Source organism: Streptomyces sp. NPDC053493 (genome assembly GCF_044544825.1).
Classification (GTDB): domain Bacteria; phylum Actinomycetota; class Actinomycetes; order Streptomycetales; family Streptomycetaceae; genus Streptomyces.
The window spans coordinates 108,293-132,977 of the sequence record NZ_JBITXS010000005.1 but is presented as its reverse complement, the minus strand read 5'-3'; the positions used below and the strand labels follow the sequence as shown (position 1 = coordinate 132,977).

26 protein-coding genes and 1 riboswitch are annotated in these 24,685 nt (G+C 71.4%); of the genes, 7 read left to right on the top strand and 19 right to left on the bottom strand.

Annotation, left to right across the window (positions count from 1 at the left end; genetic code table 11):
• The 3 genes from ACIGO8_RS16840 to ACIGO8_RS16830 all read right to left on the bottom strand — a co-directional run bounded on the left by ACIGO8_RS16840 (position 1) and on the right by ACIGO8_RS16830 (position 1,571).
• Entirely contained in the window at positions 1–414 is a 414-nt protein-coding gene (locus tag ACIGO8_RS16840; protein WP_399730418.1) for a hypothetical protein, read from the bottom strand.
• Between the two features lie 100 nt (positions 415–514).
• A complete protein-coding gene (gene rph / locus ACIGO8_RS16835; RefSeq protein ID WP_399730415.1) occupies positions 515–1,246 on the bottom strand; it encodes a ribonuclease PH in 732 nt (243 codons plus the stop codon).
• 91 nt (positions 1,247–1,337) lie between these two features.
• Positions 1,338–1,571, bottom strand: a complete 234-nt coding sequence (locus ACIGO8_RS16830) for a glucose PTS transporter subunit EIIB (RefSeq protein ID WP_399730412.1) — start codon at positions 1,569–1,571, stop codon at positions 1,338–1,340.
• Between the two features lie 195 nt (positions 1,572–1,766).
• Here ACIGO8_RS16830 and ACIGO8_RS16825 point away from each other — a divergent pair, with 195 nt between their 5' ends.
• Positions 1,767–3,068 carry a PTS transporter subunit EIIC gene (locus ACIGO8_RS16825; protein ID WP_399730411.1) on the top strand — a complete coding sequence of 434 codons (1,302 nt, stop codon included), beginning with the start codon at positions 1,767–1,769 and terminating at the stop codon, positions 3,066–3,068.
• Positions 3,069–3,326: 258 nt separating this feature from the next.
• A complete protein-coding gene (locus tag ACIGO8_RS16820) occupies positions 3,327–4,580 on the top strand; it encodes a PTS transporter subunit EIIC (protein ID WP_399730409.1) in 1,254 nt (417 codons plus the stop codon).
• A gap of 110 nt (positions 4,581–4,690) precedes the next feature.
• Here ACIGO8_RS16820 and ACIGO8_RS16815 read toward each other — a convergent pair whose 3' ends face one another.
• Positions 4,691–5,443 carry an MBL fold metallo-hydrolase gene (locus ACIGO8_RS16815; protein ID WP_399730407.1) on the bottom strand — a complete coding sequence of 251 codons (753 nt, stop codon included), beginning with the start codon at positions 5,441–5,443 and terminating at the stop codon, positions 4,691–4,693.
• A gap of 199 nt (positions 5,444–5,642) precedes the next feature.
• Here ACIGO8_RS16815 and ACIGO8_RS16810 point away from each other — a divergent pair, with 199 nt between their 5' ends.
• Positions 5,643–6,179, top strand: a complete 537-nt coding sequence (locus tag ACIGO8_RS16810; RefSeq protein ID WP_399730404.1) for a type II toxin-antitoxin system PemK/MazF family toxin — start codon at positions 5,643–5,645, stop codon at positions 6,177–6,179.
• Positions 6,180–6,201: 22 nt separating this feature from the next.
• Here ACIGO8_RS16810 and ACIGO8_RS16805 read toward each other — a convergent pair whose 3' ends face one another.
• The 10 genes from ACIGO8_RS16805 to clpS form a co-directional block, all read right to left on the bottom strand.
• Complete coding sequence (locus ACIGO8_RS16805; RefSeq protein ID WP_399730401.1) at positions 6,202–7,152, bottom strand: PLP-dependent cysteine synthase family protein; 951 nt, start codon at positions 7,150–7,152, stop codon at positions 6,202–6,204.
• 14 nt (positions 7,153–7,166) lie between these two features.
• Complete coding sequence (locus tag ACIGO8_RS16800; protein ID WP_399730398.1) at positions 7,167–7,445, bottom strand: MoaD/ThiS family protein; 279 nt, start codon at positions 7,443–7,445, stop codon at positions 7,167–7,169.
• A 94-nt stretch (positions 7,446–7,539) separates the two neighbouring features.
• Positions 7,540–7,716 carry a putative leader peptide gene (locus tag ACIGO8_RS16795; RefSeq protein WP_399730396.1) on the bottom strand — a complete coding sequence of 59 codons (177 nt, stop codon included), beginning with the start codon at positions 7,714–7,716 and terminating at the stop codon, positions 7,540–7,542.
• Positions 7,717–7,760: 44 nt separating this feature from the next.
• Positions 7,761–8,558 carry an ABC transporter ATP-binding protein gene (locus ACIGO8_RS16790; protein WP_399730393.1) on the bottom strand — a complete coding sequence of 266 codons (798 nt, stop codon included), beginning with the start codon at positions 8,556–8,558 and terminating at the stop codon, positions 7,761–7,763.
• Positions 8,555–9,586, bottom strand: coding sequence for a FecCD family ABC transporter permease (locus ACIGO8_RS16785; RefSeq protein ID WP_399730391.1), 1,032 nt, complete (start codon positions 9,584–9,586; stop codon positions 8,555–8,557). The genes ACIGO8_RS16790 and ACIGO8_RS16785 overlap by 4 nt, the downstream gene beginning before the upstream one ends.
• On the bottom strand, positions 9,583–10,656 hold the full coding sequence (locus tag ACIGO8_RS16780) for an ABC transporter substrate-binding protein (RefSeq protein ID WP_399730388.1): 1,074 nt from the start codon (positions 10,654–10,656) through the stop codon (positions 9,583–9,585). The genes ACIGO8_RS16785 and ACIGO8_RS16780 overlap by 4 nt, the downstream gene beginning before the upstream one ends.
• 42 nt (positions 10,657–10,698) lie before the next feature.
• A riboswitch (cobalamin riboswitch) is annotated at positions 10,699–10,840 on the bottom strand.
• Positions 10,822–11,247: a Mov34/MPN/PAD-1 family protein gene (locus tag ACIGO8_RS16775; RefSeq protein ID WP_399730386.1), complete on the bottom strand. Its 426-nt coding sequence runs from the start codon at positions 11,245–11,247 to the stop codon at positions 10,822–10,824. (Overlaps the previous riboswitch by 19 nt.)
• An 86-nt stretch (positions 11,248–11,333) precedes the next feature.
• A complete protein-coding gene (locus tag ACIGO8_RS16770; RefSeq protein WP_399730383.1) occupies positions 11,334–12,770 on the bottom strand; it encodes an amino acid permease in 1,437 nt (478 codons plus the stop codon).
• Positions 12,771–13,113: 343 nt separating this feature from the next.
• Positions 13,114–13,698, bottom strand: coding sequence for a DUF2017 domain-containing protein (locus ACIGO8_RS16765; protein WP_399730380.1), 585 nt, complete (start codon positions 13,696–13,698; stop codon positions 13,114–13,116).
• Entirely contained in the window at positions 13,698–14,003 is a 306-nt protein-coding gene (gene clpS, locus ACIGO8_RS16760; protein WP_399730377.1) for an ATP-dependent Clp protease adapter ClpS, read from the bottom strand. The genes ACIGO8_RS16765 and clpS overlap by 1 nt, the downstream gene beginning before the upstream one ends.
• 112 nt (positions 14,004–14,115) lie before the next feature.
• Here clpS and ACIGO8_RS16755 point away from each other — a divergent pair, with 112 nt between their 5' ends.
• Positions 14,116–15,444, top strand: coding sequence for a nicotinate phosphoribosyltransferase (locus ACIGO8_RS16755; RefSeq protein ID WP_399730374.1), 1,329 nt, complete (start codon positions 14,116–14,118; stop codon positions 15,442–15,444).
• Between the two features lie 86 nt (positions 15,445–15,530).
• A complete protein-coding gene (locus ACIGO8_RS16750; protein ID WP_399730372.1) occupies positions 15,531–16,124 on the top strand; it encodes a nicotinamidase in 594 nt (197 codons plus the stop codon).
• A 93-nt stretch (positions 16,125–16,217) separates the two neighbouring features.
• Here the strand turns inward: ACIGO8_RS16750 and ACIGO8_RS16745 are convergent, their stop codons facing one another.
• Positions 16,218–16,520, bottom strand: a complete 303-nt coding sequence (locus ACIGO8_RS16745; protein ID WP_399730369.1) for a hypothetical protein — start codon at positions 16,518–16,520, stop codon at positions 16,218–16,220.
• A 144-nt stretch (positions 16,521–16,664) separates the two neighbouring features.
• Positions 16,665–19,082 carry an immune inhibitor A domain-containing protein gene (locus ACIGO8_RS16740; protein ID WP_399730367.1) on the bottom strand — a complete coding sequence of 806 codons (2,418 nt, stop codon included), beginning with the start codon at positions 19,080–19,082 and terminating at the stop codon, positions 16,665–16,667.
• Between the two features lie 320 nt (positions 19,083–19,402).
• On the opposite strand from ACIGO8_RS16740, the gene ACIGO8_RS16735 reads away from it, so the two are divergent.
• The gene (locus ACIGO8_RS16735) at positions 19,403–19,672 is read left to right on the top strand and encodes a hypothetical protein (RefSeq protein ID WP_399730365.1); all 270 of its coding nucleotides are present in this window, start codon (positions 19,403–19,405) and stop codon (positions 19,670–19,672) included.
• Between the two features lie 30 nt (positions 19,673–19,702).
• On the opposite strand, the gene ACIGO8_RS16730 is transcribed toward ACIGO8_RS16735, so the two are convergent.
• Together ACIGO8_RS16730 and ACIGO8_RS16725 are read right to left on the bottom strand one after the other, a co-directional pair.
• Positions 19,703–20,416, bottom strand: coding sequence for an RDD family protein (locus tag ACIGO8_RS16730; protein ID WP_399730362.1), 714 nt, complete (start codon positions 20,414–20,416; stop codon positions 19,703–19,705).
• A 119-nt stretch (positions 20,417–20,535) separates the two neighbouring features.
• The gene (locus ACIGO8_RS16725; RefSeq protein WP_399730359.1) at positions 20,536–22,365 is read right to left on the bottom strand and encodes an RDD family protein; all 1,830 of its coding nucleotides are present in this window, start codon (positions 22,363–22,365) and stop codon (positions 20,536–20,538) included.
• 309 nt (positions 22,366–22,674) lie between these two features.
• Between ACIGO8_RS16725 and ACIGO8_RS16720 the strand changes: the two genes are divergently transcribed.
• Complete coding sequence (locus ACIGO8_RS16720) at positions 22,675–23,166, top strand: SsgA family sporulation/cell division regulator (protein WP_399730356.1); 492 nt, start codon at positions 22,675–22,677, stop codon at positions 23,164–23,166.
• A 59-nt stretch (positions 23,167–23,225) separates the two neighbouring features.
• On the opposite strand, the gene ACIGO8_RS16715 is transcribed toward ACIGO8_RS16720, so the two are convergent.
• The gene (locus tag ACIGO8_RS16715) at positions 23,226–24,665 is read right to left on the bottom strand and encodes an FAD-binding oxidoreductase (RefSeq protein WP_399730353.1); all 1,440 of its coding nucleotides are present in this window, start codon (positions 24,663–24,665) and stop codon (positions 23,226–23,228) included.
• Positions 24,666–24,685: the final 20 nt, after the last annotated feature.

Below are 24,685 nucleotides of genomic sequence, written 5' to 3'. Positions count from 1 at the left end.
TTATCCGGGCGTGCAGACCTTGCCGATCTCGGTGGCCGCGTCGGTGACGGGCGTGAGGTCGGGTGTGGTGTCGCCGTTCTTGACGGCGGCGCGGACCGAGTCGACGCCCTTGTCGAGGTCGTCGACGGCCTTGGAGAGGTCGGCGTTGTCCGTGGTGTTCTTGAGGTTGCCCAGCTCGTTGTCGATGCTGGTGAGGGCCTCTTCGATCTGCGTCGGGTCGTTGGAGGCGTTGCTGACGGCCTGCTGGAGGTTGCTGACGGAGGTGGCGATGGCGTCGGCGGTCTTGACGCAGTCCATGGCCTTGTCGAGCGCCCCGCAGCCGACGAGTGTGCTGAGTGCTGCTGCCGTGGTGACGGCGAGTGCTATGGAGCGGCGGCGCTTCACGTTCGGGTCCTCCCCCTGTGCGTACGACATGTGGACGGGGCGCACGGTATGACCCGTGCGCCCGTGTCGTAAAGGACGCAGTCGCCGCTCGGTAAGTTCCGGAGGGCCGGTGTGCCGGGTCGTCCGGTCGCTAGAGGGTTCCCTCGAGGGTCTTGCGCTGGATCTCGGCGAGTTCGGCGCAGCCGCCGGAGGCGAGGTCGAGGAGGGCGTTGAGTTCCTTGCGGTCGAAGGGCTCGGCCTCGGCGGTGCCCTGGACCTCGACGAAGCGGCCGTCGCCGGTGCAGACGACGTTCATGTCGGTGTCGGCTCGGACGTCCTCCTCGTAGCAGAGGTCGAGGAGCGGGACGCCGTCGACGATGCCGACGGAGACGGCGGCGACGGTGCCGGTGAGGGGCTTGCGGCCGGCCTTGACGAGCTTCTTGGACTGGGCCCAGGCGACGGCGTCGGCGAGGGCGACGTAGGCGCCGGTGATGGCGGCGGTGCGGGTGCCGCCGTCGGCCTGGAGGACGTCGCAGTCGAGGACGATGGTGTTCTCGCCGAGGGCCTTGTAGTCGATGACGGCGCGCAGGGAGCGGCCGATGAGCCGGGAGATCTCGTGGGTGCGGCCGCCGATCTTGCCGCGGACGGATTCGCGGTCGCCGCGGGTGTTGGTGGAGCGGGGCAGCATGGAGTACTCGCCGGTCACCCAGCCTTCGCCGCTGCCCTTGCGCCAGCGCGGCACGCCTTCGGTGACGGAGGCGGTGCAGAAGACCTTGGTGTCGCCGAAGGAGATGAGGACGGAGCCCTCGGCGTGCTTGCTCCAACCGCGTTCGATGGTGACGGGGCGGAGCTGTTCGGGGGTACGGCCGTCGATGCGAGACATGTGTCGAGCCTAGCTCCATGGCGAAGGGGCCCGTTCCCCTGCCGGATCGGGCCCCTTGTGCCGGCCGTGGCCGGCGCTCACTGCGGGTCTGTCACATCATGTCTTCGATGTCGGCGGCGATCGGGTCGGCGTCGGTGCCGATGACGACCTGGATGGCGGTGCCCATCTTCACGACGCCGTGGGCGCCGGCGGCCTTCAGCGCGGCCTCGTCGACCAGGGCGGGGTTGACGACCTCGGTGCGCAGGCGGGTGATGCAGCCCTCGACCTCTTCGATGTTGTCGATGCCGCCGAGGCCGGCGACGATCTTCTCAGCCTTGCTGGCCATATGACTCTCCCTCTTCGTTCTGCGCACCGATGGTCCGCTTTGTCACGGTAACCCACGGTTGGCCCAACCTCGCGCGCGCATACCGCCGTTCTGCCGAATGATGACGATCACCGGCGGCCTGCCTCCAGCGACCTCCGGGAGCCTATCGCAACTGGTCTACACCAGTGTGCATCCGCAGCGCCAGGGAGGACGCCGATGAGTAGCGAAAGCGCCGCCGCCGCACCGAGGAGATCGCGGTGGAGCGGCTTCTTCCAGGGGCTGCAGAAGATGGGCCGCAGCCTCCAGCTGCCCATCGCCGTCCTCCCGGCCGCCGGCATCATCAACCGCCTCGGCCAGCCGGACGTGTTCGGTGACGAGGGCCTGGGCTGGACCGACGTCGCCAAGGTCATGGCGGGAGCGGGCGGCGCGCTCCTCGACTCCGACCTCGGCCTGCCCCTGCTCTTCTGCATCGGCGTGGCCATCGGCATGGCGAAGAAGGCGGACGGCTCCACGGCGCTCGCCGCCGTGGCCGGATTCCTGGTCTACCGCGGCGTGCTGCACGCCTTCCCCAAGGACTGCCCGTCGGGCACGAAGGACATCCAGGGCGCCTGCCTCGGCGCGGACGACACCTTCGTCGCGTACACGTACCAGAATCCCGGAGTCTTCGGCGGCATCGTCATGGGTCTGCTCGCGGCCTGGTTCTGGCAGCGCTACCACCGGGTCAAGCTGGTCGACTGGCTCGGCTTCTTCAACGGCCGCCGGCTCGTCCCGATCATCATGGCCTTCGTCGGCATCGCCTTCGCCGCGCTCTGCCTGTGGATCTGGCCGCCGATCGGCGACGGCCTGGAGAACTTCAGCGACTGGCTGGTGGGGCTCGGCTCCTGGGGCTCGGGCATCTTCGGCGTGGCCAACCGCGCGCTGCTGGTGATCGGCCTGCACCAGTTCCTGAACGTGCCGATCTGGTTCCAGTTCGGCACGTACACCAAGCCGGACGGCACCGTGGTGCACGGCGACATCAACATGTTCCTGCAGGGCGACCCGAACGCCGGCCAGTTCACCTCGGGCTTCTTCCCGATCATGATGTTCGCGCTGCCGGCGGCCGCCCTGGCCATCGCCCACTGCGCCCGCCCGAACCGGCGCAAGGAGGTCGGCGGCATGATGCTCTCGGTCGGTCTGACCTCCTTCGTCACCGGCATCACCGAGCCGATCGAGTACTCGTTCCTCTTCATCGCCCCGGTCCTGTACGCGATCCACGCGCTGCTCACCGGTGTGTCGATGGCGGTCACCTGGGCGCTGGGCGTGCACGACGGCTTCAGCTTCTCGGCCGGCCTGATCGACTACGTGATCAACTGGGGCCTCGCCACCAAGCCGTGGCTGATCATCCCGATCGGGCTGGGCTTCGCCGTCGTCTATTACGTGATCTTCCGCTTCGCGATCACCAAGTTCGACCTGCCGACGCCGGGGCGCGAACCGGAGGAGCTGGGAGAGGAGATCGAGCGGGACGTCACGAAGGCGTGAGCCCGCCCCAGGACCTGCCCCTCACGGGCACGGGCCCTCGGACCTCTTGGTCCGGGGGCCTTTTGTCGTCCCGTGTCCGGCTATGGCTCAGCGCACAGAATTCACAGGTTCCTTATCTAAGTCCCACGTGCTACAACAGGTCTACACCACTCAATGGTGTAGACCACGCGGTCCAGACCACCGCGTTCCCCCGAGACGCCGCCGTCACCCCCTTTTCCCCTGTCCTCTGGCGGCGCCTTGCCCAACTGGAGGAAGTTGATGAGTACGGCCACCGCCCAGGCCGCCGCTCCCGCGAAGAAGCGCGGATCCGGCCTGTTCCAGGGCCTGCAGAAGGTCGGTCGCAGCCTGCAGCTGCCGATCGCCGTACTGCCGGCCGCGGGTCTCATGGTCCGTCTGGGCCAGCCCGACGTCTTCGGCGCCGACGGTCTCGGCTGGGACAAGGTCGCCTCCGTGTTCGCCAACGCGGGCGGAGCGATCACCGGCAACCTGCCGATGCTCTTCTGCATCGGCGTCGCCATCGGCTTCGCCAAGAAGGCCGACGGCTCGACGGCGCTGGCCGCGCTCGTCGGCTTCCTGGTCTACAGCAAGGTGCTCGAGGCCTTCCCGGTCACCGAGGCCAAGGTCCAGGCCGGCGCCGACATAGCCGCCACGTACAACAACCCCGGTGTCCTCGGCGGCATCATCATGGGTCTGCTCTCCGCGGTGCTCTGGCAGCGCTACCACCGCAAGAAGCTCGTCGACTGGCTCGGCTTCTTCAACGGCCGCCGCCTCGTCCCGATCATCATGGCCTTCGTCGGCGTGGCCGTGGGTGTCTTCTTCGGCCTCGTCTGGGAGCCCATCGGCGACGGCATCTCCGCCTTCGGCGAGTGGATGACCGGCCTCGGTGCCGGCGGCGCGGGCCTGTTCGGTCTCATCAACCGCGGCCTGATCCCGATCGGCATGCACCAGTTCGTCAACACGGTGGCCTGGTTCCAGCTCGGTGACTTCACCAACGCGGCGGGCGAGGTCGTCCACGGCGACTACGGCCGCTTCCTCGCGGGTGACCCGTCCGCCGGCATGTTCATGTCGGGCTTCTTCCCGATCATGATGTTCGGCCTCCCGGCCGCCGCTCTCGCCATGGCTCACACCGCTCGCCCGGAGCGCCGCAAGGCCGTGCTCGGCATGATGGTCTCGCTGGCCCTGACCTCCTTCGTCACGGGTGTCACCGAGCCGATCGAGTTCTCCTTCATGTTCATCGCGCCGATCCTGTACGTGCTCCACGCCGTGCTCACCGCCGTGTCCCTGGCGGTCACCTGGGCGCTCGGTGTGCACGCGGGCTTCAACTTCTCGGGCGGTCTCATCGACTACGCCCTCTACTGGAAGCTCGACACCAAGCCCTGGCTGATCATCCCGATCGGTCTCGTCTTCGCCGCCGTCTACTACGTGGTCTTCCGCTTCGCGATCACCAAGTTCAACCTCCCCACCCCGGGCCGCGAGCCCGAGGAGGAGGTCGAGGACCTCACCAAGGCGTGAGCCTCGCCCGCACGCCGCACCGTGCGACCCGCACCCCGCGCGACGGAAGGCCCCGGAACCCAGAGGTTCCGGGGCCTTCCCCGTGCTCGGAGAGCGCGCAGCCGTACGGCTCAGATCTCGTAGACCGCGCCCGCGCGGGCCAGCTCCGCCGGGCCGCCGTACACCTCGCGCGCGTCCGCCAGGTTGCGGGCGCCGTCCGTCCAGGGCGGGATGTGGGTGAGGACCAGGCGGCCGACCGCGGCACGGGCGGCGTGGGCGCCGGCCTCGCGGCCGTTGAGGTGGAGGTCCGGGATGTCCTCCTTGCCGTGGGTGAAGGAGGCCTCGCACAGGAAGAGGTCCGCGCCCGCGGCCAGGTCGTGGAGCGCGTCGCAGACGCCGGTGTCCCCGGAGTAGGTCAGCACCCGGCCGGCGTGCTCGATCCGGATGCCGTACGCCTCCACCGGATGGCTCACCTTCTCCGTACGGACCGTGAAGGGGCCCACCTCGAAGGTGCCGGACTTCAGCGTCTGGAAGCCGAAGACCTCGCCCATCGCGGTCGGTGACGGCGTGTCCGCGTACGCCGTGGTCAGCCGCTGCTCGGCGCCTTCCGGGGCGAAGACGGGGATCGCGTCGCAGCGTCCGCCCTCGTGGCGGTAGTAGCGGGCGACGAAGTAGCCGCACATGTCGATGCAGTGGTCGGCGTGCAGATGGCTGAGGAAGATCGCGTCCAGGTCGTACAGACCGATGTGGCGCTGCAGCTCGCCGAGGGCGCCGTTGCCCATGTCGAGGAGCAGCCGGAAGCCGTCGGCCTCGACGAGGTAGCTCGAGCAGGCCGATTCCGCGGACGGGAACGACCCGGAGCAGCCGACGACGGTGAGCTTCATGGAGCGTGAACCTCCGTGGACGGGTGCGGAAAGCGCGCTTGTGGGGAGGTCGTGCGGTCTGTCGAGAGTACGGTGCGTGGCGGCCCGTCGCTCCTCCGTGGTGGCCCGTTGTGGGCGAACTCACGGGCTCTGTCACCGGTTCGGATGGATGGCGGGGCGGCCCGGCGGCGTGGCGGGCGCGACGGTACGGTCTTGAGGTATGGACACGTCCTGGTGGCCCGCGCTCGTCGCGGTCGTGGTGATCGCGTGCGTCGTGGCGCTCGCCGGCGGCCGGCGGCGGCAGGGGCGCGGGCCGGCGGACCGGCGGCCGGGACGCACGTCGAGGCGGCCCTCGGGACGGACGCGGCCTCCGGGCCGGACGACGGCCCGGCCGACCGCTCAGCCGCCGGGCCGGCCTCCGGGCCGGCCCGCGGCGCGGCCCGAGCGGCTGCCGCGGGCGGGTGAGATCTGGTGGGCGGACGTGCCGTACGAGGACGGGCCGGGCTCCAAGGACCGGCCCTGCCTGGTGCTCGCGCTGCGCGGCGACAACGCGCTCGTCGCCAAGATCACCAGCAAGTACCACGACGAGCGGCCCGGCGTGATCGCGCTTCCGCCGGGCTCGGTGGGCGACGCGCAGGGCCGGCCGAGCTTCCTGGAGACGGACGAGCTGCGGGACGTGCCGGTGTGGGAGTTCCGCCGGAAGGTGGGACTGGCGGACCCGGTGGTCTGGGACCAGGTCCGCCATCTCGCGCGCTAGCGCGCCGCTTCGCGCCGGTCGCTCAGGCCCAGAGCTGGTCCTGGACCGTCGCGATCGCCTCTTCCGTCGTGGCCGCCGTGTAGACGCCCGTCGACAGGTACTTCCAGCCGCCGTCGGCGACGACGAAGACGATGTCGGCGCTCTCGCCCGCCTTGACGGCCTTCTTGCCGACGCCGATGGCCGCGTGCAGGGCCGCGCCCGTGGAGATGCCGGCGAAGATGCCCTCCTGCTGGAGGAGTTCGCGGGTGCGCGTCACCGCGTCGGCGGAGCCGACGGAGAAGCGGGTGGTGAGGACGGAGGCGTCGTACAGCTCGGGGACGAAGCCCTCGTCGAGGTTGCGCAGGCCGTAGACCAGGTCGTCGTAGCGCGGCTCGGCGGCGACGATCTTGACGTCGGGCTTGTGTTCGCGCAGGTAGCGGCCGACGCCCATGAGCGTTCCGGTGGTGCCGAGGCCCGCCACGAAGTGGGTGACGGAGGGCAGGTCGGCGAGGATCTCCGGGCCGGTGGTGGCGTAGTGGGCGCCGGCGTTGTCCGGGTTGCCGTACTGGTAGAGCATCACCCAGGACGGGTTCTCGGCGGCGAGCTCCTTGGCGACGCGGACGGCGGTGTTGGAGCCGCCGGCCGCCGGCGAGGAGATGATCTCGGCGCCCCACATGGCGAGCAGCTGGCGGCGCTCCTCGCTGGTGTTCTCCGGCATGACGCAGACGATGCGGTAGCCCTTGAGCTTGGCCGCCATGGCGAGCGAGATGCCGGTGTTGCCGCTGGTGGGTTCCAGGATGGTGCAGCCGGGAGTGAGCCGGCCGTCCTTCTCGGCCTGCTCGATCATGTGGAGCGCGGGGCGGTCCTTGACCGAGCCGGTGGGGTTGCGGTCCTCCAGCTTCGCCCAGATGCGGACGTCGTCCGACGGGGAGAGCCGGGGCAGCCGGACCAGCGGCGTGTTGCCGACCGCCGCCAGCGGGGAGTCGTAACGCATGGGGACCGGTCCGCTCAGACCATGCCGCCGGCGACGGCCGGCAGGATCGTCACGTTGTCGCCGTCGTTGAGCTTGGTGTCGATGCCGTCGAGGAAGCGGACGTCCTCGTCGTTCAGGTAGACGTTGACGAAGCGGCGGAGCTTGTCGCCGTCGACGATGCGGGCCTCGATCCCGGGGTGGCGCGTCTCCAGGTCGGTGAAGAGCTTGGCGAGGGTCTCACCGCTGCCCTCGACGGACTTGGCGCCGTCGGTGTAGGTGCGGAGGATGGTCGGGATGCGGACCTCGATGGCCATGGCGTGGGGCTCCTGTCGGAAGGGGCGGAATGGGCGCGCGGCTCTGGCCCCCGCGCGAGGGGGTTCGTGCTGGGATTGCGCTCGGGCCGGTGGTTCAGAGCGCAGCGCGCGGCGTACACATCGCGCTGGCGAGGCGGCACAGGTCGACGTGCAGGCGCGCGGCTCCGCCGCCGAAGGCTCCGAGCAGGAGCGCGGCGGCGGAGTGGGCGCCGGCGAACGGAGCGAGCAGGGGTGTGCCCGGCGTCTCTTCGCTCACGTCGTGGGAAACCATGCGGTCATCGTATCGATTCCCGGTCCGGGTTCCGGAATGTGATCTCACATGGCGGACATATCTCGTTCGGCTGTCGGACGGCCCGTCGGTGCCGGGAGGTAGACGACGAGCGGGCTGCCGGTCCGCGGATGCGGGATGACCTCGGCTTCCACGCCGTAGACCGTGCGCAGGAGCGCCGGGGTGAGCACCTCCTCGGGTGCTCCTTCGGCGACGATCCGGCCGGCCTGGAGGACGTACAGCCGGTCGCAGTAGGCGCCGGCGAGGGTGAGGTCGTGGAGGGCGAGGAGGTTGCCGGTGCCCAAACGGCGGACGAGGCCGAGGATTTCCAGCTGGTGGCGGATGTCCAGGTGGTTGGTGGGTTCGTCGAGGACGAGCAGCGCCGGGTCCTGGACGAGGGCGCGGGCGACCAGCGCGCGCCGGCGTTCGCCGCCGGAGAGCGCGGGATACGGGCGGCCGGCGAGGTCCGCCATGCCGACCCGGGCCAGCGCCTCGTCGGCCCGCGCGAGGTCGGCCGCGGTGTCGCCCTCCCAGAAGCGCTTGTGCGGGGAGCGGCCGAGGGCGACGAGCTCGCGGACGGTCAGCTCGAACTCGGCCGCGCTCTCCTGCGGCACCGTCGCGATCCGCCGGGCCCGGGCCCGCGGCCGCATCGCGCGCAGGTCGTCGCCGTCGAGCAGGGCCCGGCCGGAGGTGGGCGCCAGGGTGCCGTAGACGCAGCGGAGCAGGGTGGTCTTGCCGCTGCCGTTGGGGCCGACGAGGCCGACGGTCTCACCGGGCCGTACGACCAGGTCGGCGTCGCGCAGCCGGTCCTCGTAGGACAGGGCCTCGACCCGCAGCCCGCTCATGCCGGCGCTCCTTCGGCACGGCGGCGCATCAGCCAGAGGAAGAAGGGCCCGCCGGTGAGCGCGGTGAGCACGCCGACCGGGATGTCCTGGGGCGGTGCGACGGTCCGGGCGGCGAGGTCGGCCAGGACCAGGGCGACCGCTCCGCCGAGCGCGGCGACCGGCAGGAGCCGGCGGTGCGGGGCGCCGACGGCGATCCGGGCGGCGTGCGGGACCATCAGGCCGACGAAGCCGACGCTGCCGCTGGCCGCGACGAGGACGGCGGTGACGAGCGAGGCGAGGACGAAGACGGCGGCGCGGAAGCGGGCGGTGTCGAGGCCGAGCACGGTGGCGCCCTCCTCGCCGACGAGGAGCAGGTCGAGCGGGCGGGCGAGGGTGAGCAGGGCCCCGATGCCCAGCGCGAGGACGGCGGCGGGCAGGGCGAGGCTGTCCCAGCGGGCGCTGCCGAGGCCGCCGAGCGACCAGAACAGCGCCTCCTGGAACTGTTCGGGCCGGCCCGCGACGACCAGCAGCAGGGTGGTGAGCGCGGAGAGGATGTACGAGACGGCGACGCCGGCGAGCACCAGCCGGGCGCCGGTCATGGTGCCGCCGCGGCGGGCGAGCGCGTAGACGAGGACGAGCGAGAGCAGTGCGCCGGCGAAGGCTCCGGCGGGCAGGGCGACGGTGGTGGTGAGGCCGCCGATCAGCCCGATGCCGCCGCCGGCGACCAGGACGAGGACGGCGCCCGCGGAGGCGCCGGAGGAGATCCCGAGCAGGAAGGGATCGGCGAGCCGGTTGCGGACCAGGGCCTGGAGGACGACGCCGACGACGGCGAGGCCGGCGCCGACGATCGCGCCGAGCAGCACCCGGGGCAGCCGGACGTCGAGCACGATCGTGCGGTACGGGGAGGGCGCGGCCCGGCCGGTGAGGGCGTCGAGGACCTGGCCGGGCGGGATGCGGACGGAGCCGAGGGCGAGCGAGGCGACGACCGCGGCCGCGAGCGCGACGAGCAGTCCGGCGACGACGGCCGACTGCCGCTGGGCCGGGCTCATCGGGCGTCGGGCGTCGCGGTCGGGTGCGCGGCCGAGGGCGTCCGGGCCGGGGCCGTCCGGACCGCGGGCGTCCGGGCCGGGTGTGCCGAGCCCGTCCGGTCCGGGTGGAGCTGGGCGGCGAGCTTGCCGATGGCGGCGGGCGCGCGGACGCCGAGGACGGTGTCGGACAGCGGCAGCACGGCGAAGCGGCGGTTCTTGATCGCGGGCACGTCGCGCAGGGCGGGGTCGTCGAGGAGCCGCTTCTTCTTCTGTTCGACGGTGGTGGCGCCGTAGTCGTAGATGAGGACGACGTCGGGCTTGCGGGCCACGACCTGTTCCCAGCCGGCGTCGCCGAAGGTCTTGTCGAGGTCGGCGAAGACGTTGCGGCCGCCGGCGCGGGTGATCAGCTCGTTGCCGATGCCCTTGCCGCCGGCCGTGAACGCGGTCTTGTCGCCGCTGTCGTAGACGAAGACGGAGACGGGTGCGACGCCCTGGAGCCGCTGCTCGGTGGCGGCGACGCCGGCGTGGGCCTCGCGGGTCCAGCGCGCGGCGCGGTCGGGCACGCCGAAGGTGCGGCCGACCTCGTCGACCTCGCGGTAGAGGTCGTCGAGTGAGGTGCGGCCGCTCGGGCAGTACTCGGTGTTGAGGCGGCTGGCGATGCCGGAGGCCTTGAGGTCGTCGCGGCCGCGGCCGGCCTTGGCGTCGAAGGCGGAGGCGTAGCCGCCGTAGACGAAGTCGGGAGCGGCGGCGAGCAGCGCCTCCTTGGAGGGGTACTCCTTGGCGAGGACCGGGACGGAGTCGTACGCCTTCTTGTAGGCGGGCAGGATCGCGTCGTCCAGGTAGGCGGTGCCGGCGAGCGACTTCTCCAGGCCGAGGGCGAGCATGATCTCGGTGACGTGCTGGTTCATCGTCACGGCGCGCTTCGGCGGGGCCTGGAAGGTGGTGGTGACACCGCAGTTGGTGACGGTGTACGGGAAGCCGGGCGCGGCCGCGCCGGCGGCTGGGGTCCCGGTGCCGGGCGCCGGTGCGGAGCAGGCGGCGAGCAGGGGTATCAGGGCGGCGGCGGACAGCAGCGGGCGGCGCCAGGACATGACGGTGCGGGCCTCCTGACGGGGATTTCCACGTCCCCGAGCGGTGGTGAGAAGGCGGCAGGTCAGTTCCTGGCTCGCGTCCCCTGGGGGACGGTCACAGTGGCGGGACCGCGCCGGATTCGCACCGGCTTCCTGGGTCCTGCCGCCCGAAAGGTCGCGATCAGCCTACTCGTAGGCCTCGACGATCTTGACCTCTTCCTCCGCCACGACGCCGTCGACGATCGTGTAGGAGCGGAACTGGAAGGGCCCGGCGCCGTCGGTGTCGGCGGTGGAGACGAGGACGTAGTGGGCCTGCGGCTCGTTGGCGTAGGAGATGTCCGTACGGGACGGGTAGGCCTCGGTCGCCGTGTGCGAGTGGTAGATGACCACGGGCTCCTCGTCCCGGTCGTCCATCTCGCGGTAGAGCTTGAGCAGGTCGCCGGAGTCGAACTCGTAGAAGGTGGGCGAGCGGGCGGCGTTCAGCATCGGGATGAAGCGCTCGGGGCGGCCCGTGCCGGCCGGTCCGGCGACCACGCCGCAGGCCTCGTCGGGGTGGTCCGCGCGGGAGTGTTCCACGATCTGGTCGTACAGGGCCCGGGTGATGGTCAGCATGCTCATCAGAATAAACAGACGGGCCGCTCCGTACCGAGAAGTGGTACGAAGCGGCCCGCATGCTGAGACGGTGCAGGTCGGAGGTGTTACGACCGCTTGGCGAAGGCGGCGCTCTCGGGGTTGCGGGCCTTGAGCACCAGGTAGGACACGGCCAGGATCAGGCCCCAGACCGGCGCGCCGTAGAGCGCGACCCGGTTGTCCTTGTCCATGCCCATGGTGACGACGACCATGGCGATGAAGGCGAGCGAGAAGACGCTGAACCAGATGCCGCCCGGCGCCTTGAACGGCGACTGGGGCAGCTCGCCGCGGTCGGCCTTGAGCCGGTAGCGGATCTGGCAGATGAGGATGACGATCCAGGCCCACATGCCGGAGATGGTGGCGAAGGAGACGACGTAGTTGAACGCCTCGCCGGGCCACTGGTAGTTGATCCAGACGCCGACCGTCATCAGCGCGGCGGAGACCGTGGTGCCGACCAGCGGCGTGCCGGACTTGGTGAGCTTGGTGAAGACCTTCGGGCCCTGGCCGTTGAGCGCGAGGTCGCGCAGCATGCGGCCGGTGGAGTACATGCCCGAGTTGCAGGAGGACAGGGCCGCGGTCAGGACGACGAAGTTGACGATGGCGGCGCCGATGCCGAGGCCCATCTTCTCGAAGGCCGCGACGAACGGGCTGACGCCCGGCTTGAACTCGGTCCACGGGACGACCGACAGGATCATGATCAGCGCGCCGACGTAGAAGACGGCGATGCGCCACGGCACGGTGTTGATGGCCTTCGGCAGGACCGTCTTCGGGTCCTTCGACTCGCCCGCCGTCACGCCGACCAGCTCGACCGCGAGGAAGGCGAACATGACCATCTGCAGGGTCATCAGGGTGGAGAAGATGCCGTCCTTGCCGGCGAAGAAGCCGCCGAGGTCCCACAGGTGGGTGACGGAGGCGGTGTCGCCGGCGTCGGAGAAGCCGAGGGTGAGGATGCCGGCGCAGATCAGGATCATGCCGACGATGGCGGTGACCTTGACCATGGAGAACCAGAACTCCAGCTCACCGAAGAGCTTCACGGAGATCAGGTTGGCGCCGTAGAGGATCACGGTGAAGACGAGGGCGGACAGCCACTGCGGGATGTCCCACCAGTACGTCATGTAGGTCGCCGCGGCGGTGACCTCGGTGATGCCGGTGACGACCCAGAAGAGCCAGTACGTCCAGCCGGTCGCGAAGCCCGCGAAGGGGCCGATGAACTCCCGCGCGTACTCCGAGAAGGAGCCGGACACGGGGCGGTACATGAGGAGCTCGCCGAGCGCCCGCATGATGAAGAAGATGACGAGGCCCGCGATGGCGTACGCGAGGATCAGGCTCGGTCCCGCGATGGAGATGCCCTTGCCGGCTCCCAGGAAGAGTCCGGTGCCGATGGCGCCGCCGATCGCGATCATCTGGATCTGGCGGGCGCCGAGTGCCCGGTGATAACCCTCGCCCGAGGCGGAGTCCGCGGCCTCATTGCCGTCGTGCTGCTTGTCGACCTGCACTGAGGTCATGGTGGTGCGCCTTTCTCCATGCTGATCCGCGCGCGGCCGCTGGGCCGTGTGTGCTGCGGGTCAGGTCCTGATCCCCCCGGATGTGGATGGAGTGCCGCCGGCGGTCAGCCGGTCGTAGCGCCCCCGGGGACAGGGGTGGCGTCCCCGGGTGGTCGTGAAGATTTATCACGGGGTTCACAGTGATCGGCGCGTTCGCGCGTGACCCACGCCACATGAATAGCAGGGCCAAAAGGACACAAGAGGGCAAGGAAGGCGCTTGGATAACGTATTCGTTATCCGGATTTGAGCGTCCGCTGAGCGAACACCGCGGATACCGGCCGGTAGCCCGTTCCGCGGAGCGCCGCTACGGCAGGAGCGTCTCGACGAGTGACTCCTGAAGTCCGCCGAGCCAGAGGTACGCCATCACCATCGGCTTGCGCGGATCGGAGTCGGGCAGCCGGTAGAGCTGCTCGCTCTCGTCGTCGTCCTTGACCTCCAGCCGGGTGCCGATGGTCAGCCGCAGGTCGTTGAGCGCGCCGAGCCAGGCCCGGGACTCGTCCGCGGTGAGCTTGAGGACGCCGCCGCCCTCGCCGGCCGCCGCCGAGGCGAGGGCGTCGAGGCTGCGCACGACCGCGAGGGCGTCGTCGCGCTTGCGGGCCCGCAGGTCGTTCTCGGTGAAGCGGCGGAAGTCGGCCGCGGCCTGCCGCAGCTCGTCGGTGTCGTCCCCGTACGCGTCGGGGAAGAGCCGGCGCAGCGCCGGGTCGGAGGGCGGTTCGCTCGGGCCCTCGGCGAAGAGCGCGGCCAGCGGGTCCTCGCCCTCCACGGGCTCGTCGCCCGGGCCGATCAGCTCCATGAGCTGCACGGCGAGCGAGCGCAGGATGGAGATCTCGACCTCGTCGAGCGCGACGGCCGCGCCGCCGCCGGGCAGCGCCTCGAAGTGCCCCGCCATCAGCCGCGGTCCTGGGAGAGCGTCGCCCACAGTCCGTAGCCGTGCATCGCCTGCACGTCCCGTTCCATCTCCTCACGGGTGCCGCTGGAGACCACCGCGCGGCCCTTGTGGTGCACGTCGAGCATCAGCTTGTGCGCCTTGTCCTTGGAGTAGCCGAAGTACGCCTGGAAGACGTAGGTGACGTAGCTCATCAGGTTGACCGGGTCGTTGTGCACGAGGGTCACCCAGGGCACGTCGGGTTCGACGACGGCGGAGACCTCCTCGGCCGGTGCGGTCCGTTCGATCTCGATAGGCGCAACGCTCACTTACCCCATGCTGCCACCCTGACCGGCCCGTCGCACAAACGGGGCCACCCGCACGGCGCCATCGGCCGCCGAATATTCGTCACTCTGACGAATACTGCGGTAGCATCCTCCTATGAACGCTGCGGACCTTGGGCTGCCGGTGGACGTGCCGTCGACCGCGCTCTTCACCGACCAGTACGAGCTGACGATGCTCCAGGCGGCCCTCAGGGCCGGCACGGCGGACCGCAGGTCCGTCTTCGAGGTCTTCACCCGCCGGCTGCCCGAAGGGCGGCGCTACGGCGTGGTCGCGGGCATCGGACGGGTCCTGGACGCGGTCGAGAACTTCCGCTTCGACGCCGGCGTGATCGGCTTCCTGCGGGAGCGGCAGATCGTCGACGAGCCGACCCTCGCCTGGCTCGCGCGCTACCGCTTCTCCGGCGACGTCTGGGGCTATCCCGAGGGCGAGGTGTACTTCCCGGGCTCGCCGATCCTGCGGGTCGAGGGCTCCTTCGCGGAGTGCGTCCTGCTGGAGACCGTGATCCTCTCCATCCTCAACCACGACTCCGCCATCGCGGCCGCCGCCTCGCGCATGTCGGCCGCCGCGGGCGGCCGCCGGCTCATCGAGATGGGCGCCCGGCGCACCCACGAGCTGGCCGCCGTCGCCTCCTCGCGCGCCGCGTACGTCGGCGGCTTCGACTCCACCTCCGACCTCGCGGCCGGTTTCCGCTACGGCATCCCGACCGTCGGCACCTCCGCGCACGCCTTCACGCTGCTGCACGACACCGAGCGCGACGCCTTCCGCGCCCAGGTCGACTCGCTGGGCGCCGGCACCACCCTCCTGGTCGACACCTACGACGTGGCCGAGGCCGTCCGCACCGCCGTCGAGGTGGCCGGCACCGGGCTCGGCGCGGTCCGCATCGACTCCGGCGACCTGCTGCTCGTCGCCCACCGGGTGCGCGCGCAGCTCGACGAGCTCGGCGCGACCGACACCAAGATCGTGGTCACCTCCGACCTCGACGAGTACGCCATCGCCTCGCTCGCGGCCGCGCCCGTCGACGCGTACGGCGTCGGCACCCAGCTGGTCACCGGCAGCGGCCACCCGACCTGCTCCATGGTCTACAAGTTGGTCGCTCGGGCCGCCTCGGCCGACCCGAAGGCGCCGCTGACGCCGGTGGCGAAGAAGTCGGTGGGCGGCAAGGCCTCCGTCGGCGGCCGCAAGTGGGCGGCCCGCCGGACGGACGCCGAGGGCGTGGCCGAGGCCGAGGTCATCGGCACCGGCGCCGTCCCGGCCGAGCTCGTCGACCGCCAGCTCCTGGTCGAGCTGGTCAAGGGCGGCGACGTGGTGGCCCGCGAGCCCCTGGAGGCGGCCCGCTCCCGGCACATCGCGGCCCGCGCCGCGCTGCCGATGTCGGCGATGCAGCTGTCGCGGGGCGAGCCGGTCCTGCCGACCGAATACCTGTAACGCCCCAGAGCGCCCCCTCCCGAAGGGAGGGGGAAGTCTCTAGGCTCGAATCCGACCCCACGGCCGCCTCGCTAAGGACACCCGCCATGCACCGCGCATTGATCGTTGTGGACGTTCAGAACGACTTCTGCGAGGGCGGCAGCCTCGCGGTGACGGGCGGCGCCGACGTCGCCGCCGCCGTCACCGAACTGGTCGGGATGGCGGGCGGCGCCGCCTACCAGCACGTGGTCGCCACCCGCGACCACCACGTCGACCCGGGCGACCACTTCTCGGACGAGCCGGACTACGTGTCGTCCTGGCCGCGGCACTGCGTGGCCGGCACCGAGGGCGTCGGCTTCCACCCGAACTTCGCGCCCGCCGTCGCCAGCGGCGCGATCGACGCGGTCTTCGACAAGGGCGCCTACGAGGCCGCGTACAGCGGTTTCGAGGGGCACGACGAGAACGGCGAGACGCTCGCCGAGTGGCTGCGGGCCCGCAAGGTCACCGAGGTCGACGTGGTCGGCATCGCCACCGACCACTGCGTGCGCGCGACGGCCCTGGACGCGGCCCGTGAGGGCTTCCGCACCCAGGTGCTGCTCGACCTGACGGCCGGAGTGGCGAAGGAGACCACCGAGCGGGCGCTGGACGAGCTGCGCGAGGCGGGCGTGGAGCTGTCCGGCAAGCCGATCGTCGCCTCGTAGCAGCGCGGCGGCGGAGCCCCGGGCTCAGGCCCTGCGCGTCGCCGGGCTCGGGCGGCCGGGGCCCGCGGGCCCGGGTCCCGCGTGTCGCCGGGCTCAGGCGGCCGGGGCCTGGGGCAGGGACCGTATCGGGTGCCACAGCTCCTGGGCGGTGGTCCGCCACAGCAGGCCCTCCGGGTGGTGCAGGACGGCCGTGATCTCGTCCGGCGTGGGCGGCTCGGTGTTGCCGCGGAGGTAGACCGCCCGCAGGCCGAGGTTCCGCAGCCGGGTCAGGGCGCGGGCGCGGTTCGCGGCGTGCACGAGGAAGCGGACGGTGGCCCCGTCGCCGGCCGGGCTGGGCAGTCCGATGGCGACGACGACACTGCCTCCCGGCAGTCTGCTGAACCCTCCGTTGGGCATGCGGAACCACTCCCCCGTGGAACTACTGTCAATAAGGTCGGGCGGCCGAAGCCGTAAGACGCACCTAAACACGATCGGCCGCCGCCCGCTAGAGGGCGACGGCCGATCATGCTTTGACCTGCGACGATTCAGAAAAACTCGTCGTTACTTCGTCGAGGGACCCACCTGGACCGTGATCGTGGAGCCGTCCTTGGCCTCCTTGACGACCTGGATCTTGGTGTTGGTGTCAGTTACCTGGACACCGGAGCGCTGGGTCTCCTTGAACCAGTAGACGCCCTTGCGGTCGTCGAAGGTCGGGTTGCCGGCCTGGGACGGGACCCAGGTGCCGACGCCCTTGTTGTGCAGCTGGAAGCCGTCCGTGCGGGAGATGCTGAACGGCGAGTCGTACGCCTGGACGCGGCCGCGCATCAGCGTGCCGTCGCCCCACTTCAGCGGGCTCGGGTGGGCGTCGATCGGGAGGATGCGGCCCACACCCGGGTGCTGGGAGGTGTTGTTGTCCTTCTGGGACAGGTCCCACTTCCAGATCAGCAGACCGTTCTGGTACGGGTAGTGCTCGACCCAGCTGGCCTTGTCGCCGGTGAAGCCGAAGTTGTACGGGCCGACCTTGAGGGTCTTGTCGTACGAGACGTACTGGCGGTTCTCCGCGATGTAGTACTGCTCGTACTCCTTCGCGAAGCCCTTGCCGATGCGGGAGAAGCCCTTGGCGACCCAGCCGTTGGCACCGTTCTCGGCGTTGTCCGAGAACACGGCGGCACCGTCCGCGGTCAGCGTGATGGCGTCGGCCGTGAAGCCCTTGCCGCCCGCGCCGCCGTCCGTCTGGTAGCGGAAGCGCAGGTCGAACTTCTTGCCCGCGTACGCGTCCAGGCCGTAGACGAGCTTCTGGTGCGTGTTCGAGGCGCCGGTCAGGGCCGGGGCGCCGGACGCGTCCTTCTGCAGCGGCTTGCCGTCGGCGGTGCCGTCGAGGGCGTGCCAGTTGGCGCCGCCGTCGGTGGAGACCTCGGCGTACAGGTAGTCGTAGTCCTGCTCGATGTCGTACCAGCCCTGGAGCTCCAGGGAGGCGGTCGACTTGCCGGTCAGGTCGACGGAGCGGGTCAGGGTGTTCTTGAGGTCGTCACCCATGTCGCTCCACCACTGCGTGGCGCCCTCGGCGGGAGCCACGACGTCGGTGGTGACCGTCTTCTTCGGCAGCTCGACGACGAGCGCCTGCGGGTTCTTGGTGTTGTACTCCGAGACGCCCAGCTTGTGGGTGGTCTTGGTGCCACGCTGCCAGTCGTTGACCTTGGCGTAGTTCAGCCAGCCGAGCTGCAGCTTGTCCCAGGCGTTCATGTCGCCGGGCAGGTCGCCGATGGAGTCCTTGCCGGTGCCGAGCCACGAGCCGGAGGACATGAGCGTCCAGAAGCCGGTCGAGTTCTCGCCGCCCGCGGTGTCGTAGTGGTCCGGCAGACCGAGGTCGTGGCCGTACTCGTGGGCGAAGACGCCGAGGCCGCCGTTCTCCGGCTGCATCGTGTAGTCGCCGACCCAGATGCCCGAGTCTCCGATCTGGGTGCCGCCGGCCTTGTTGTTCGCCGGACCGGTCTTGCCCGCGTCGGTGCCGTAGGCGTACCAGCGGTGGGCCCACAGGGCGTTGGTGCCCTCGGCGCCGCCGCCGGCCGACTCGTCCTCGCCCGCGTGGACGATCTGGAAGTGGTCGATGTAGCCGTCGGGCTCGTTGAAGTTGCCGTCGCCGTCGAAGTCGTAACGGTCCCACTGGTCGTACTGCGCCAGCGTGGCCTTGATCTCGGCGTCGGTCTTGCCCTTGGCCTTCTGGTCGGCGTTCCAGGCGACGAGGCCGTCGCGGACGGTGTCCCAGACGTTGGCGCAGTTGGTCTGGCCGCAGTAGTTGGAGCCGTAGCGGGCCTCGTTGTACGGGACCTTGACCCAGTCGGAGACCGCGCCGTCGACCGAGTAGCGGCCGGACGAGGTCTTCTCGTAGTAGGTCTTCAGGGACTGCTTCGGGCGGCCGGCGGCGTCCTTGCCGGTGCCGAAGTACAGGTCCTGGAAGTGCTGCTGGTTGTAGTCCGCCTGCCAGGCCGTGGAGTTGTCGTTCTTGCGGTCCGGCTGGGCTATCGCGTTGTGCAGGGGGCCGGGCACGCCGCCGTACTTCGGCTTGAGCTCGTCCGTGTCGTCGTCCTTGCGGTCGACCAGGGTGGTGTTGTCCACCTGGTCGCCGAACTCGACGAGGATGGTGAAGATCTTGTCGGTCTTCTCACGGCCCAGCTCGACGTACTTCTTGTTGTCGAGCTTGACGACCTGGGAGCCGGCGCGGCGCTCGACCTTGGTCTCGCCGCTGAGCACCTGCTCCACGGCGGCCTTGCGCTGCTGCTCCTGCTGCTTGCTGAACGGACCGTCGAGGTCGTGGTCGACCGCGGTCTTGTCGATCGCGTTGGCACGGACGGCGGAGTCCGCCGGCGCGCTGCGGTGGTCGTCTGCCCAGGCGGTGCCGAAGGCCGACGCGGTGGCGGCGGTGGCCGCCAGGGCCACGACGACCGCGGACGCTCTGATCGCCCGTCGCTTGTTGGTCACTTGTTTATGTCCTCCCCGACGCACCTCGGCGGGGCGGATCGATGGTGGGGTGTCCGCCCGGCGGGTACGCGTCACAAGTGACGACATTCGACCGGAGTTGAAGCAGAAAAGCCAGATCTTGACTTGGACAGGCCAACTGCACTATACGAGAACGGATTTCCGATAGTCGAACATCGAACGAATTTCCGGGGAGATCGTGCGCCCCTGCGCCCCCCGTGCACCGGCACCGTGGGTAAGGTCACGCTTACTTCGGCTCCGCTCGGGCATCCACCGTCGTAGAGTCGCCCGTTGCCACGCTCGCCCGAGGGACGGTACCCGTCATGCCGCGTCCGAACGCCGCACAGTCCGCCTACGGTTCGGCCACCGTCGTCGTCTCGACGGTCGCCCTGCTGCTGCTCTCCGGCACGACCACGACGCTCGGCGTCGCGGCGATCTGCGCCGCGGGCCTGATGCTCGGCGTGCTGGTGGCGGTGACGATGCCGGTCCGGGCGAAGCACGTCAAGACCCCGGTCACGACTCCCGGGAACGAGGAGATCCGGATGCCGGCCGCGCCCGTGGGCGCGGGCGCCGACACCCGGATCGGCTCGTAGCCGCCGCGACGGCTACGACGGCCACGGCGGCTACGACGGCACGGACACGACGACCGTCTTGGCCGCCTTGTCGTGAAGGCCTTGCTTGTACGGCTTGTCCACGAGGATCAGGATCAGCAGGAGCAGCGGCCACAGACAGGCGCAGCAGATCAGCGCGGGCAGCCAGAGCACGATCGCGCGCACGAGGGAGGTGCTCATCGGCGGCGTCGACCCGTCGTTGAGCATGGCGACCCGCAGCTTCATCCACCTCTTGCCCAGCGTCTGGCCCTTGTTGGCGGTCATCACGGTGTCGTACGCGACGTACGCGACGATCGTGATCAGCTGGAAGACGAGCTGGCTGCCGCCGTTGAGGCTGTTGACGGTGTCGTCCCAGTCGTTGCCGTTGGTCGCCCGGTCGTACACCTTGAACGGGATGCCGATGATCGCGAGCGGCACGGCGACGATCAGCCAGTCGATGATGCGGGCGACGATGCGCTTTCCCGAGTCGGCGAGCGGCGGCATGCCGGCCAGCGGATCGGCGCCGCCGTAGCCGCCGCCGTAGCCGCCGTAGGGCGGCGGGTTGTCGTACGGGCTGCCCGGCGGCGGCTGCCCGTACGAGGGAGGCGGGCCGCCGGGCGGAGGGCCGCCGGGTGGAGGCGCACCACCGGGCGGAGGGCCGCCGGGAGGCGGTTCCTGGGGCCTCTTCCGGAAGGGATCGTCTTCGGGCGGCTGCCCCGGGGGCGGCGGCGGCTGATCGTTGCTCATGGGGGCAGTGCATCCCGGCCCCTGGAGCGTCGCAAGGAATCGCCGCCCGTTCGGGGGACGGCGCGCGGCGCCGGCGGCGCCGGCGAGGTCAGCCGCGCCGCCGCTGCGGGCTACGCGGCCTACGCGGCCTTGCCGGCGACGAAGGTCCGGGCCGCCTTGTCGTGCCAGCACTGCCGCCACGGCCGGTCGAACAGACACCAGAGCACACCCAGGACGCCGATCCCGAGGAGGCCGAGCACGCCGTACACCAGCCAGCGGCGCAGCGCGCCGCCGAACGACGGCGGCTCGTGCGCCTCGATGTCCCGGACCTCGATCCCGCACAGCTTCTTCCCGAGCGTGCGGCCCCACTTGGCGGTGGGCAGCGCCTCGTAGAGCGCGCCGAGCACAAGGAAGGCGGCGAGGACGATGCCGAACTGCACGGAGGTGGTGGAGTCGACCAGCCAGACCTGGACGGTGACGCCGGACTGCTTGGCGGCCTCGATCTTGTCGTCGATGTGGGCGACGGCGGCGCTCAGGAACGGATACGCCACCGCTCCGACGAGCGCGCCGAGCACCACGCCGTCGACGATCCGGGCCACCAGCCGCCGCCCGAGCCCGGCCGGCCGCGCGGCGGCCTGCGCGCGCACCGCCGAGAGGAAGGGATCCTCGGCGACGGGCTTCCAGGGCACGACGGGCTGCCCGTCCTGCGCGCCGGGAGCGGAGGAGGCCGCGGGGCCCGCGGAGGCGGGGGCGGGGACGTGGCCTTGGGCGGTCGGGCCCGGGAGGCCGGGACCTGCTGCGGGCTGGGCCTGGCCCGGGAGGCCGGGGGCGGCCTGGGGCTGAGGCTGCGGTGCGGGGGCCGGCTGGGGCTGGGCGTGCGGGACGGCCGTCGCCGGGGCGGCGGCGTGAGCCTGCGGGCCGGGAGCGGACTGCGGCTGGGCGTGGCCGAGCGGGCCGGGGCCTGCGTGCGGCTGGGCGTGCGGGGCGACGGCCGCCGAGGCGGCGGCGTGAGGCTGCGGTCCGGCGGTGGTCTGCTGGGGCCAGGAGGCCGCCGTGGCAGCGGGGTTGACGGGCATGCCGCCGAGGCGCGCGCCCGGCTGCGCCGGGGCGGCGCCGGGCGTGCGGTCGCGGTCGGCGCCGGCGCGGGCGCCCGCGTCGGAGCCCGCCGCGCCTCCGGCCGGAGGCCACGCCACGGCGGCGGCAGCGTCCTCCGCCGCACCGGCGCCGGGACCCTGGCCCGGCACGGCCGCCCGGGTGTCCGCCGGGGCGCCGGCCTGCCGGCCCGCGTCAGGCCCGCCCGTAGCCACCGCGCCGCCGGCACCGGCACCGGCGCCCGGCCGGTCCGTGCCACCGGCCGCGGGCCACGCCGTCGCCGCCAGGCCCTCCGCCGGAGCTCCGGCGCCCGGCGCGTCCGTACCTTCCGCGCGCGACGGATCGCCGCCACCGGCTCCTTGGCCCGGCACGGCCGGGCGCACGTCACCGGGACCGCCGGACGTCCCGGCCGCGTCGGTCCGGTCCGTGGCGCCGGACGCGGAGCCCGCGGGCGTACGGCCGCTGTCCGTGCCCGCCACGTCGGCGGCGCCGCCGGCCGACGGCCACGCGGCACCCGCCGCGCGAGGATCGGCGCCCCAGGACACCTTCTGGTCGCGGTCGCCGCCGAAGCCCGTCTGGCTGGACGTGCTGGCCTGCCAGGCCGAGGAGGGCTCCTGGGCGGCGGCGGTCACCGGGTCGTCGTCGAGGAAGACCGGGCCCGTCTCCTCGACCGAGGGCGCCGGGGCCGGGCTCGGGGCGAGCTGAGGGGCGACGGAGACCGGCGGCGCCGGGAGCGCCTCGCCGTCCTTGGGCGCCGGGCGACTCGTACCGGGGACCCACGCACCGCCGTTCCAGTAGCGGATGTAGCCCGGAATCGACGGATCCGGGTAGTAGCCCGCCCGCGGTACGTCTCCGCCGCCTCCAGGAGGAGTAGCCACTGCCCCGACTCCGTTCAGTCACAACGTCTTGGATCCGCACGGGGCGCCCGTCACCGGGCCGCGCCCCAGGGAGGACAGTAACGAAGAACGCGGCCCCGGGGACAAGGAGCCCGCCAGAAAGCCCGCCTACGAGGGACAGGCCCCGCTTTTCGTCACGCACCGTAATTCTCGGGCCCTACCCCCACCCCGGGAAAAAATTCCCCGGAAACTTTCCGGAAGTCGCGTAATGGATCCGCCCGACCCCTCTCTCTCCCTGTGCAGGGCCCGCCCGGGCCCACCGCACACAGGACAGAGGGAGAGGCAGCAGCCATGCAGAACACCGAGAACAACGTGGTCGAGCGCGAACTCGAGCTGAGGCTCGTCCTGTCGCCCGAGCGCTCGATCCCCGTCCCCGCCCGCCTCGCCTACCACGTCGACGACCCGTACGCCGTCCACATCACCTTCCACGTCGGCTCCGAGCATCCCGTCCACTGGACCTTCGCCCGCGAACTCCTCGTGGAGGGCGTCTTCCGGCCCTGCGGCCACGGCGACGTCCGCATCTGGCCGACCAAGGTCGACGGCCGCGACGTCATCCTGACGGCGCTGTCGTCGCCCGACGGCGACGCCCTCCTGGAGGCGCCGTCCGCGCAGGTGTCCGCCTGGCTGGAGCGGACCCTGCGCGTGGTGCCGCCGGGCACCGAGACCGAGCGGCTCGGCATCGACGACGGGCTCGCCGAACTCCTCGCCACCACCGTCGTGACGGACGAGCTGTGGCTGCGCGACCCGTGGCCGTCGGACGAGTCCACGGAGGGCGAGCTGTGAGCCCCGTACGGGAAACCCCGCACGGTCCGCCCGGCGGAGCCGGAAGGCAGTTCGCCGGGTCAGAAGAGTTTGCCGGGGTTCAGCAGGCCCAGCGGGTCGAACGTCCGCTTGATCCCGCGCTGCAACTCCACGCCCACCGGCCCGAGCTCCCGCGCCAGCCACTCCTTCTTCAGCACGCCCACTCCGTGCTCGCCGGTGATCGTGCCGCCCAGTTCCAGACCGAGCGCCATGATCTCGTCGAAGGACTCCCGGGCCCGCCGCGACTCGTCCTCGTCGGCGTGGTCGAAGCAGACGACGGGATGGGTGTTGCCGTCGCCCGCGTGCGCGCAGACGCCGATGGTCAGCCCGTACTTCTCGGCGATCGCCGCCGTGCCCGTGAGCATCGCCGCGAGGCGGGTGCGCGGCACGCACACGTCGTCGATCATCGTCGCCGTCTTGATGGTCTCCAGGGCGGTGAGCGACAGCCGGCGCGCCTGGAGCAGCAGTGCGGACTCGGCGGCGTCCTCGGCCGGTACGACCTCGGTGGCCCCGGCGGCCCGGCACAGCTCCGCCACCGCGGCCAGGTCGGCGGCCGGGTCCGGCGTGTCGAAGGCGCACAGGAGCAGCGCCTCGGTGGTGTCGGGCAGGCCCATGTTCGCGAGCTTGTTGACGGCCCGGACTGTGGTGCCGTCCATCAGTTCCAGGAGGGACGGCGTGTGGCCGCGCTCCATGATCGTGCAGACGGCCGCGCAGGCCGCCTCCGCCGAAGGGAACTCGGCGGCGAGCGCGAGCTGCACCGGCGGCTGCGGCTTGAGGGCGAGTACGGCTCCGACGACGACGCCGAGGCTGCCCTCGGAGCCCACGAAGAGGCGGGTCAGGTCGTATCCGGCGACGCCCTTGGCGGTGCGCCGGCCGGTCCGCAGCAGCCGGCCGTCGGCGAGGACGACGTCCAGACCGAGCACGTACTCGGCGGTGACGCCGTACTTCACGCAGCACAGGCCGCCGGACGCGGTGCCGATGTTGCCGCCGATGGTGCAGGTCTCCCAGCTGGAGGGGTCCGGCGGGTAGTACAGGCCGTGTTCGGCGACGGCCCGGGAGAGCACGGCGTTGACCACGCCCGGTTCGACGACGGCGATCCGGTCGACCGGGTTGATCTCCAGGATGCGGTCCATCTTGACGAGGGACAGCACGAGGCAGCCGTCGGAGGCGTTGGCGCCGCCGGAGAGGCCGGTGCGGGCGCCCTGCGGGACGACGGGGACGCGCAGGGCGGTCGCCGTGCGCATGACGTGCTGGACCTGCTCGACGGTGCGCGGGAGCACGACGGCCGCGGGGGTGCCGGCCGTGCAGAAGCTCGCCATGTCGTGGGCGTAGGAGGCGGTGACGTCCGGGTCGGTGAGCACGGCCTCGGCGGGCAGCCCGGCACGCAGCCGGGCCAGAAGATCGTCCTGGCGAGGATCACCCTGCTGAAGACCGTCCGGTGGGGGATCGTCCTGCTGAGCGTTCCGCTGAAGATCGTCCATGCGTCCAGCGTGGCACTCGG

Excerpts from the sequence above, each read along its gene's own strand:
- ACIGO8_RS16840 (WP_399730418.1), bottom strand. The coding sequence starts at position 414 with ATGTCGTACGCACAGGGGGAGGACCCGAACGTGAAGCGCCGCCGCTCC.
- rph (WP_399730415.1), bottom strand. The coding sequence starts at position 1,246 with ATGTCTCGCATCGACGGCCGTACCCCCGAACAGCTCCGCCCCGTCACC.
- ACIGO8_RS16830 (WP_399730412.1), bottom strand. The coding sequence starts at position 1,571 with ATGGCCAGCAAGGCTGAGAAGATCGTCGCCGGCCTCGGCGGCATCGAC.
- ACIGO8_RS16825 (WP_399730411.1), top strand. The coding sequence starts at position 1,767 with ATGAGTAGCGAAAGCGCCGCCGCCGCACCGAGGAGATCGCGGTGGAGC.
- ACIGO8_RS16820 (WP_399730409.1), top strand. The coding sequence starts at position 3,327 with ATGAGTACGGCCACCGCCCAGGCCGCCGCTCCCGCGAAGAAGCGCGGA.
- ACIGO8_RS16815 (WP_399730407.1), bottom strand. The coding sequence starts at position 5,443 with ATGAAGCTCACCGTCGTCGGCTGCTCCGGGTCGTTCCCGTCCGCGGAA.
- ACIGO8_RS16810 (WP_399730404.1), top strand. The coding sequence starts at position 5,643 with ATGGACACGTCCTGGTGGCCCGCGCTCGTCGCGGTCGTGGTGATCGCG.
- ACIGO8_RS16805 (WP_399730401.1), bottom strand. The coding sequence starts at position 7,152 with ATGCGTTACGACTCCCCGCTGGCGGCGGTCGGCAACACGCCGCTGGTC.
- ACIGO8_RS16800 (WP_399730398.1), bottom strand. The coding sequence starts at position 7,445 with ATGGCCATCGAGGTCCGCATCCCGACCATCCTCCGCACCTACACCGAC.
- ACIGO8_RS16795 (WP_399730396.1), bottom strand. The coding sequence starts at position 7,716 with ATGGTTTCCCACGACGTGAGCGAAGAGACGCCGGGCACACCCCTGCTC.
- ACIGO8_RS16790 (WP_399730393.1), bottom strand. The coding sequence starts at position 8,558 with ATGAGCGGGCTGCGGGTCGAGGCCCTGTCCTACGAGGACCGGCTGCGC.
- ACIGO8_RS16785 (WP_399730391.1), bottom strand. The coding sequence starts at position 9,586 with ATGAGCCCGGCCCAGCGGCAGTCGGCCGTCGTCGCCGGACTGCTCGTC.
- ACIGO8_RS16780 (WP_399730388.1), bottom strand. The coding sequence starts at position 10,656 with ATGTCCTGGCGCCGCCCGCTGCTGTCCGCCGCCGCCCTGATACCCCTG.
- ACIGO8_RS16775 (WP_399730386.1), bottom strand. The coding sequence starts at position 11,247 with ATGCTGACCATCACCCGGGCCCTGTACGACCAGATCGTGGAACACTCC.
- ACIGO8_RS16770 (WP_399730383.1), bottom strand. The coding sequence starts at position 12,770 with ATGACCTCAGTGCAGGTCGACAAGCAGCACGACGGCAATGAGGCCGCG.
- ACIGO8_RS16765 (WP_399730380.1), bottom strand. The coding sequence starts at position 13,698 with ATGGCGGGGCACTTCGAGGCGCTGCCCGGCGGCGGCGCGGCCGTCGCG.
- ACIGO8_RS16755 (WP_399730374.1), top strand. The coding sequence starts at position 14,116 with ATGAACGCTGCGGACCTTGGGCTGCCGGTGGACGTGCCGTCGACCGCG.
- ACIGO8_RS16750 (WP_399730372.1), top strand. The coding sequence starts at position 15,531 with ATGCACCGCGCATTGATCGTTGTGGACGTTCAGAACGACTTCTGCGAG.
- ACIGO8_RS16745 (WP_399730369.1), bottom strand. The coding sequence starts at position 16,520 with ATGCCCAACGGAGGGTTCAGCAGACTGCCGGGAGGCAGTGTCGTCGTC.
- ACIGO8_RS16735 (WP_399730365.1), top strand. The coding sequence starts at position 19,403 with ATGCCGCGTCCGAACGCCGCACAGTCCGCCTACGGTTCGGCCACCGTC.
- ACIGO8_RS16730 (WP_399730362.1), bottom strand. The coding sequence starts at position 20,416 with ATGAGCAACGATCAGCCGCCGCCGCCCCCGGGGCAGCCGCCCGAAGAC.
- ACIGO8_RS16720 (WP_399730356.1), top strand. The coding sequence starts at position 22,675 with ATGCAGAACACCGAGAACAACGTGGTCGAGCGCGAACTCGAGCTGAGG.
- ACIGO8_RS16715 (WP_399730353.1), bottom strand. The coding sequence starts at position 24,665 with ATGGACGATCTTCAGCGGAACGCTCAGCAGGACGATCCCCCACCGGAC.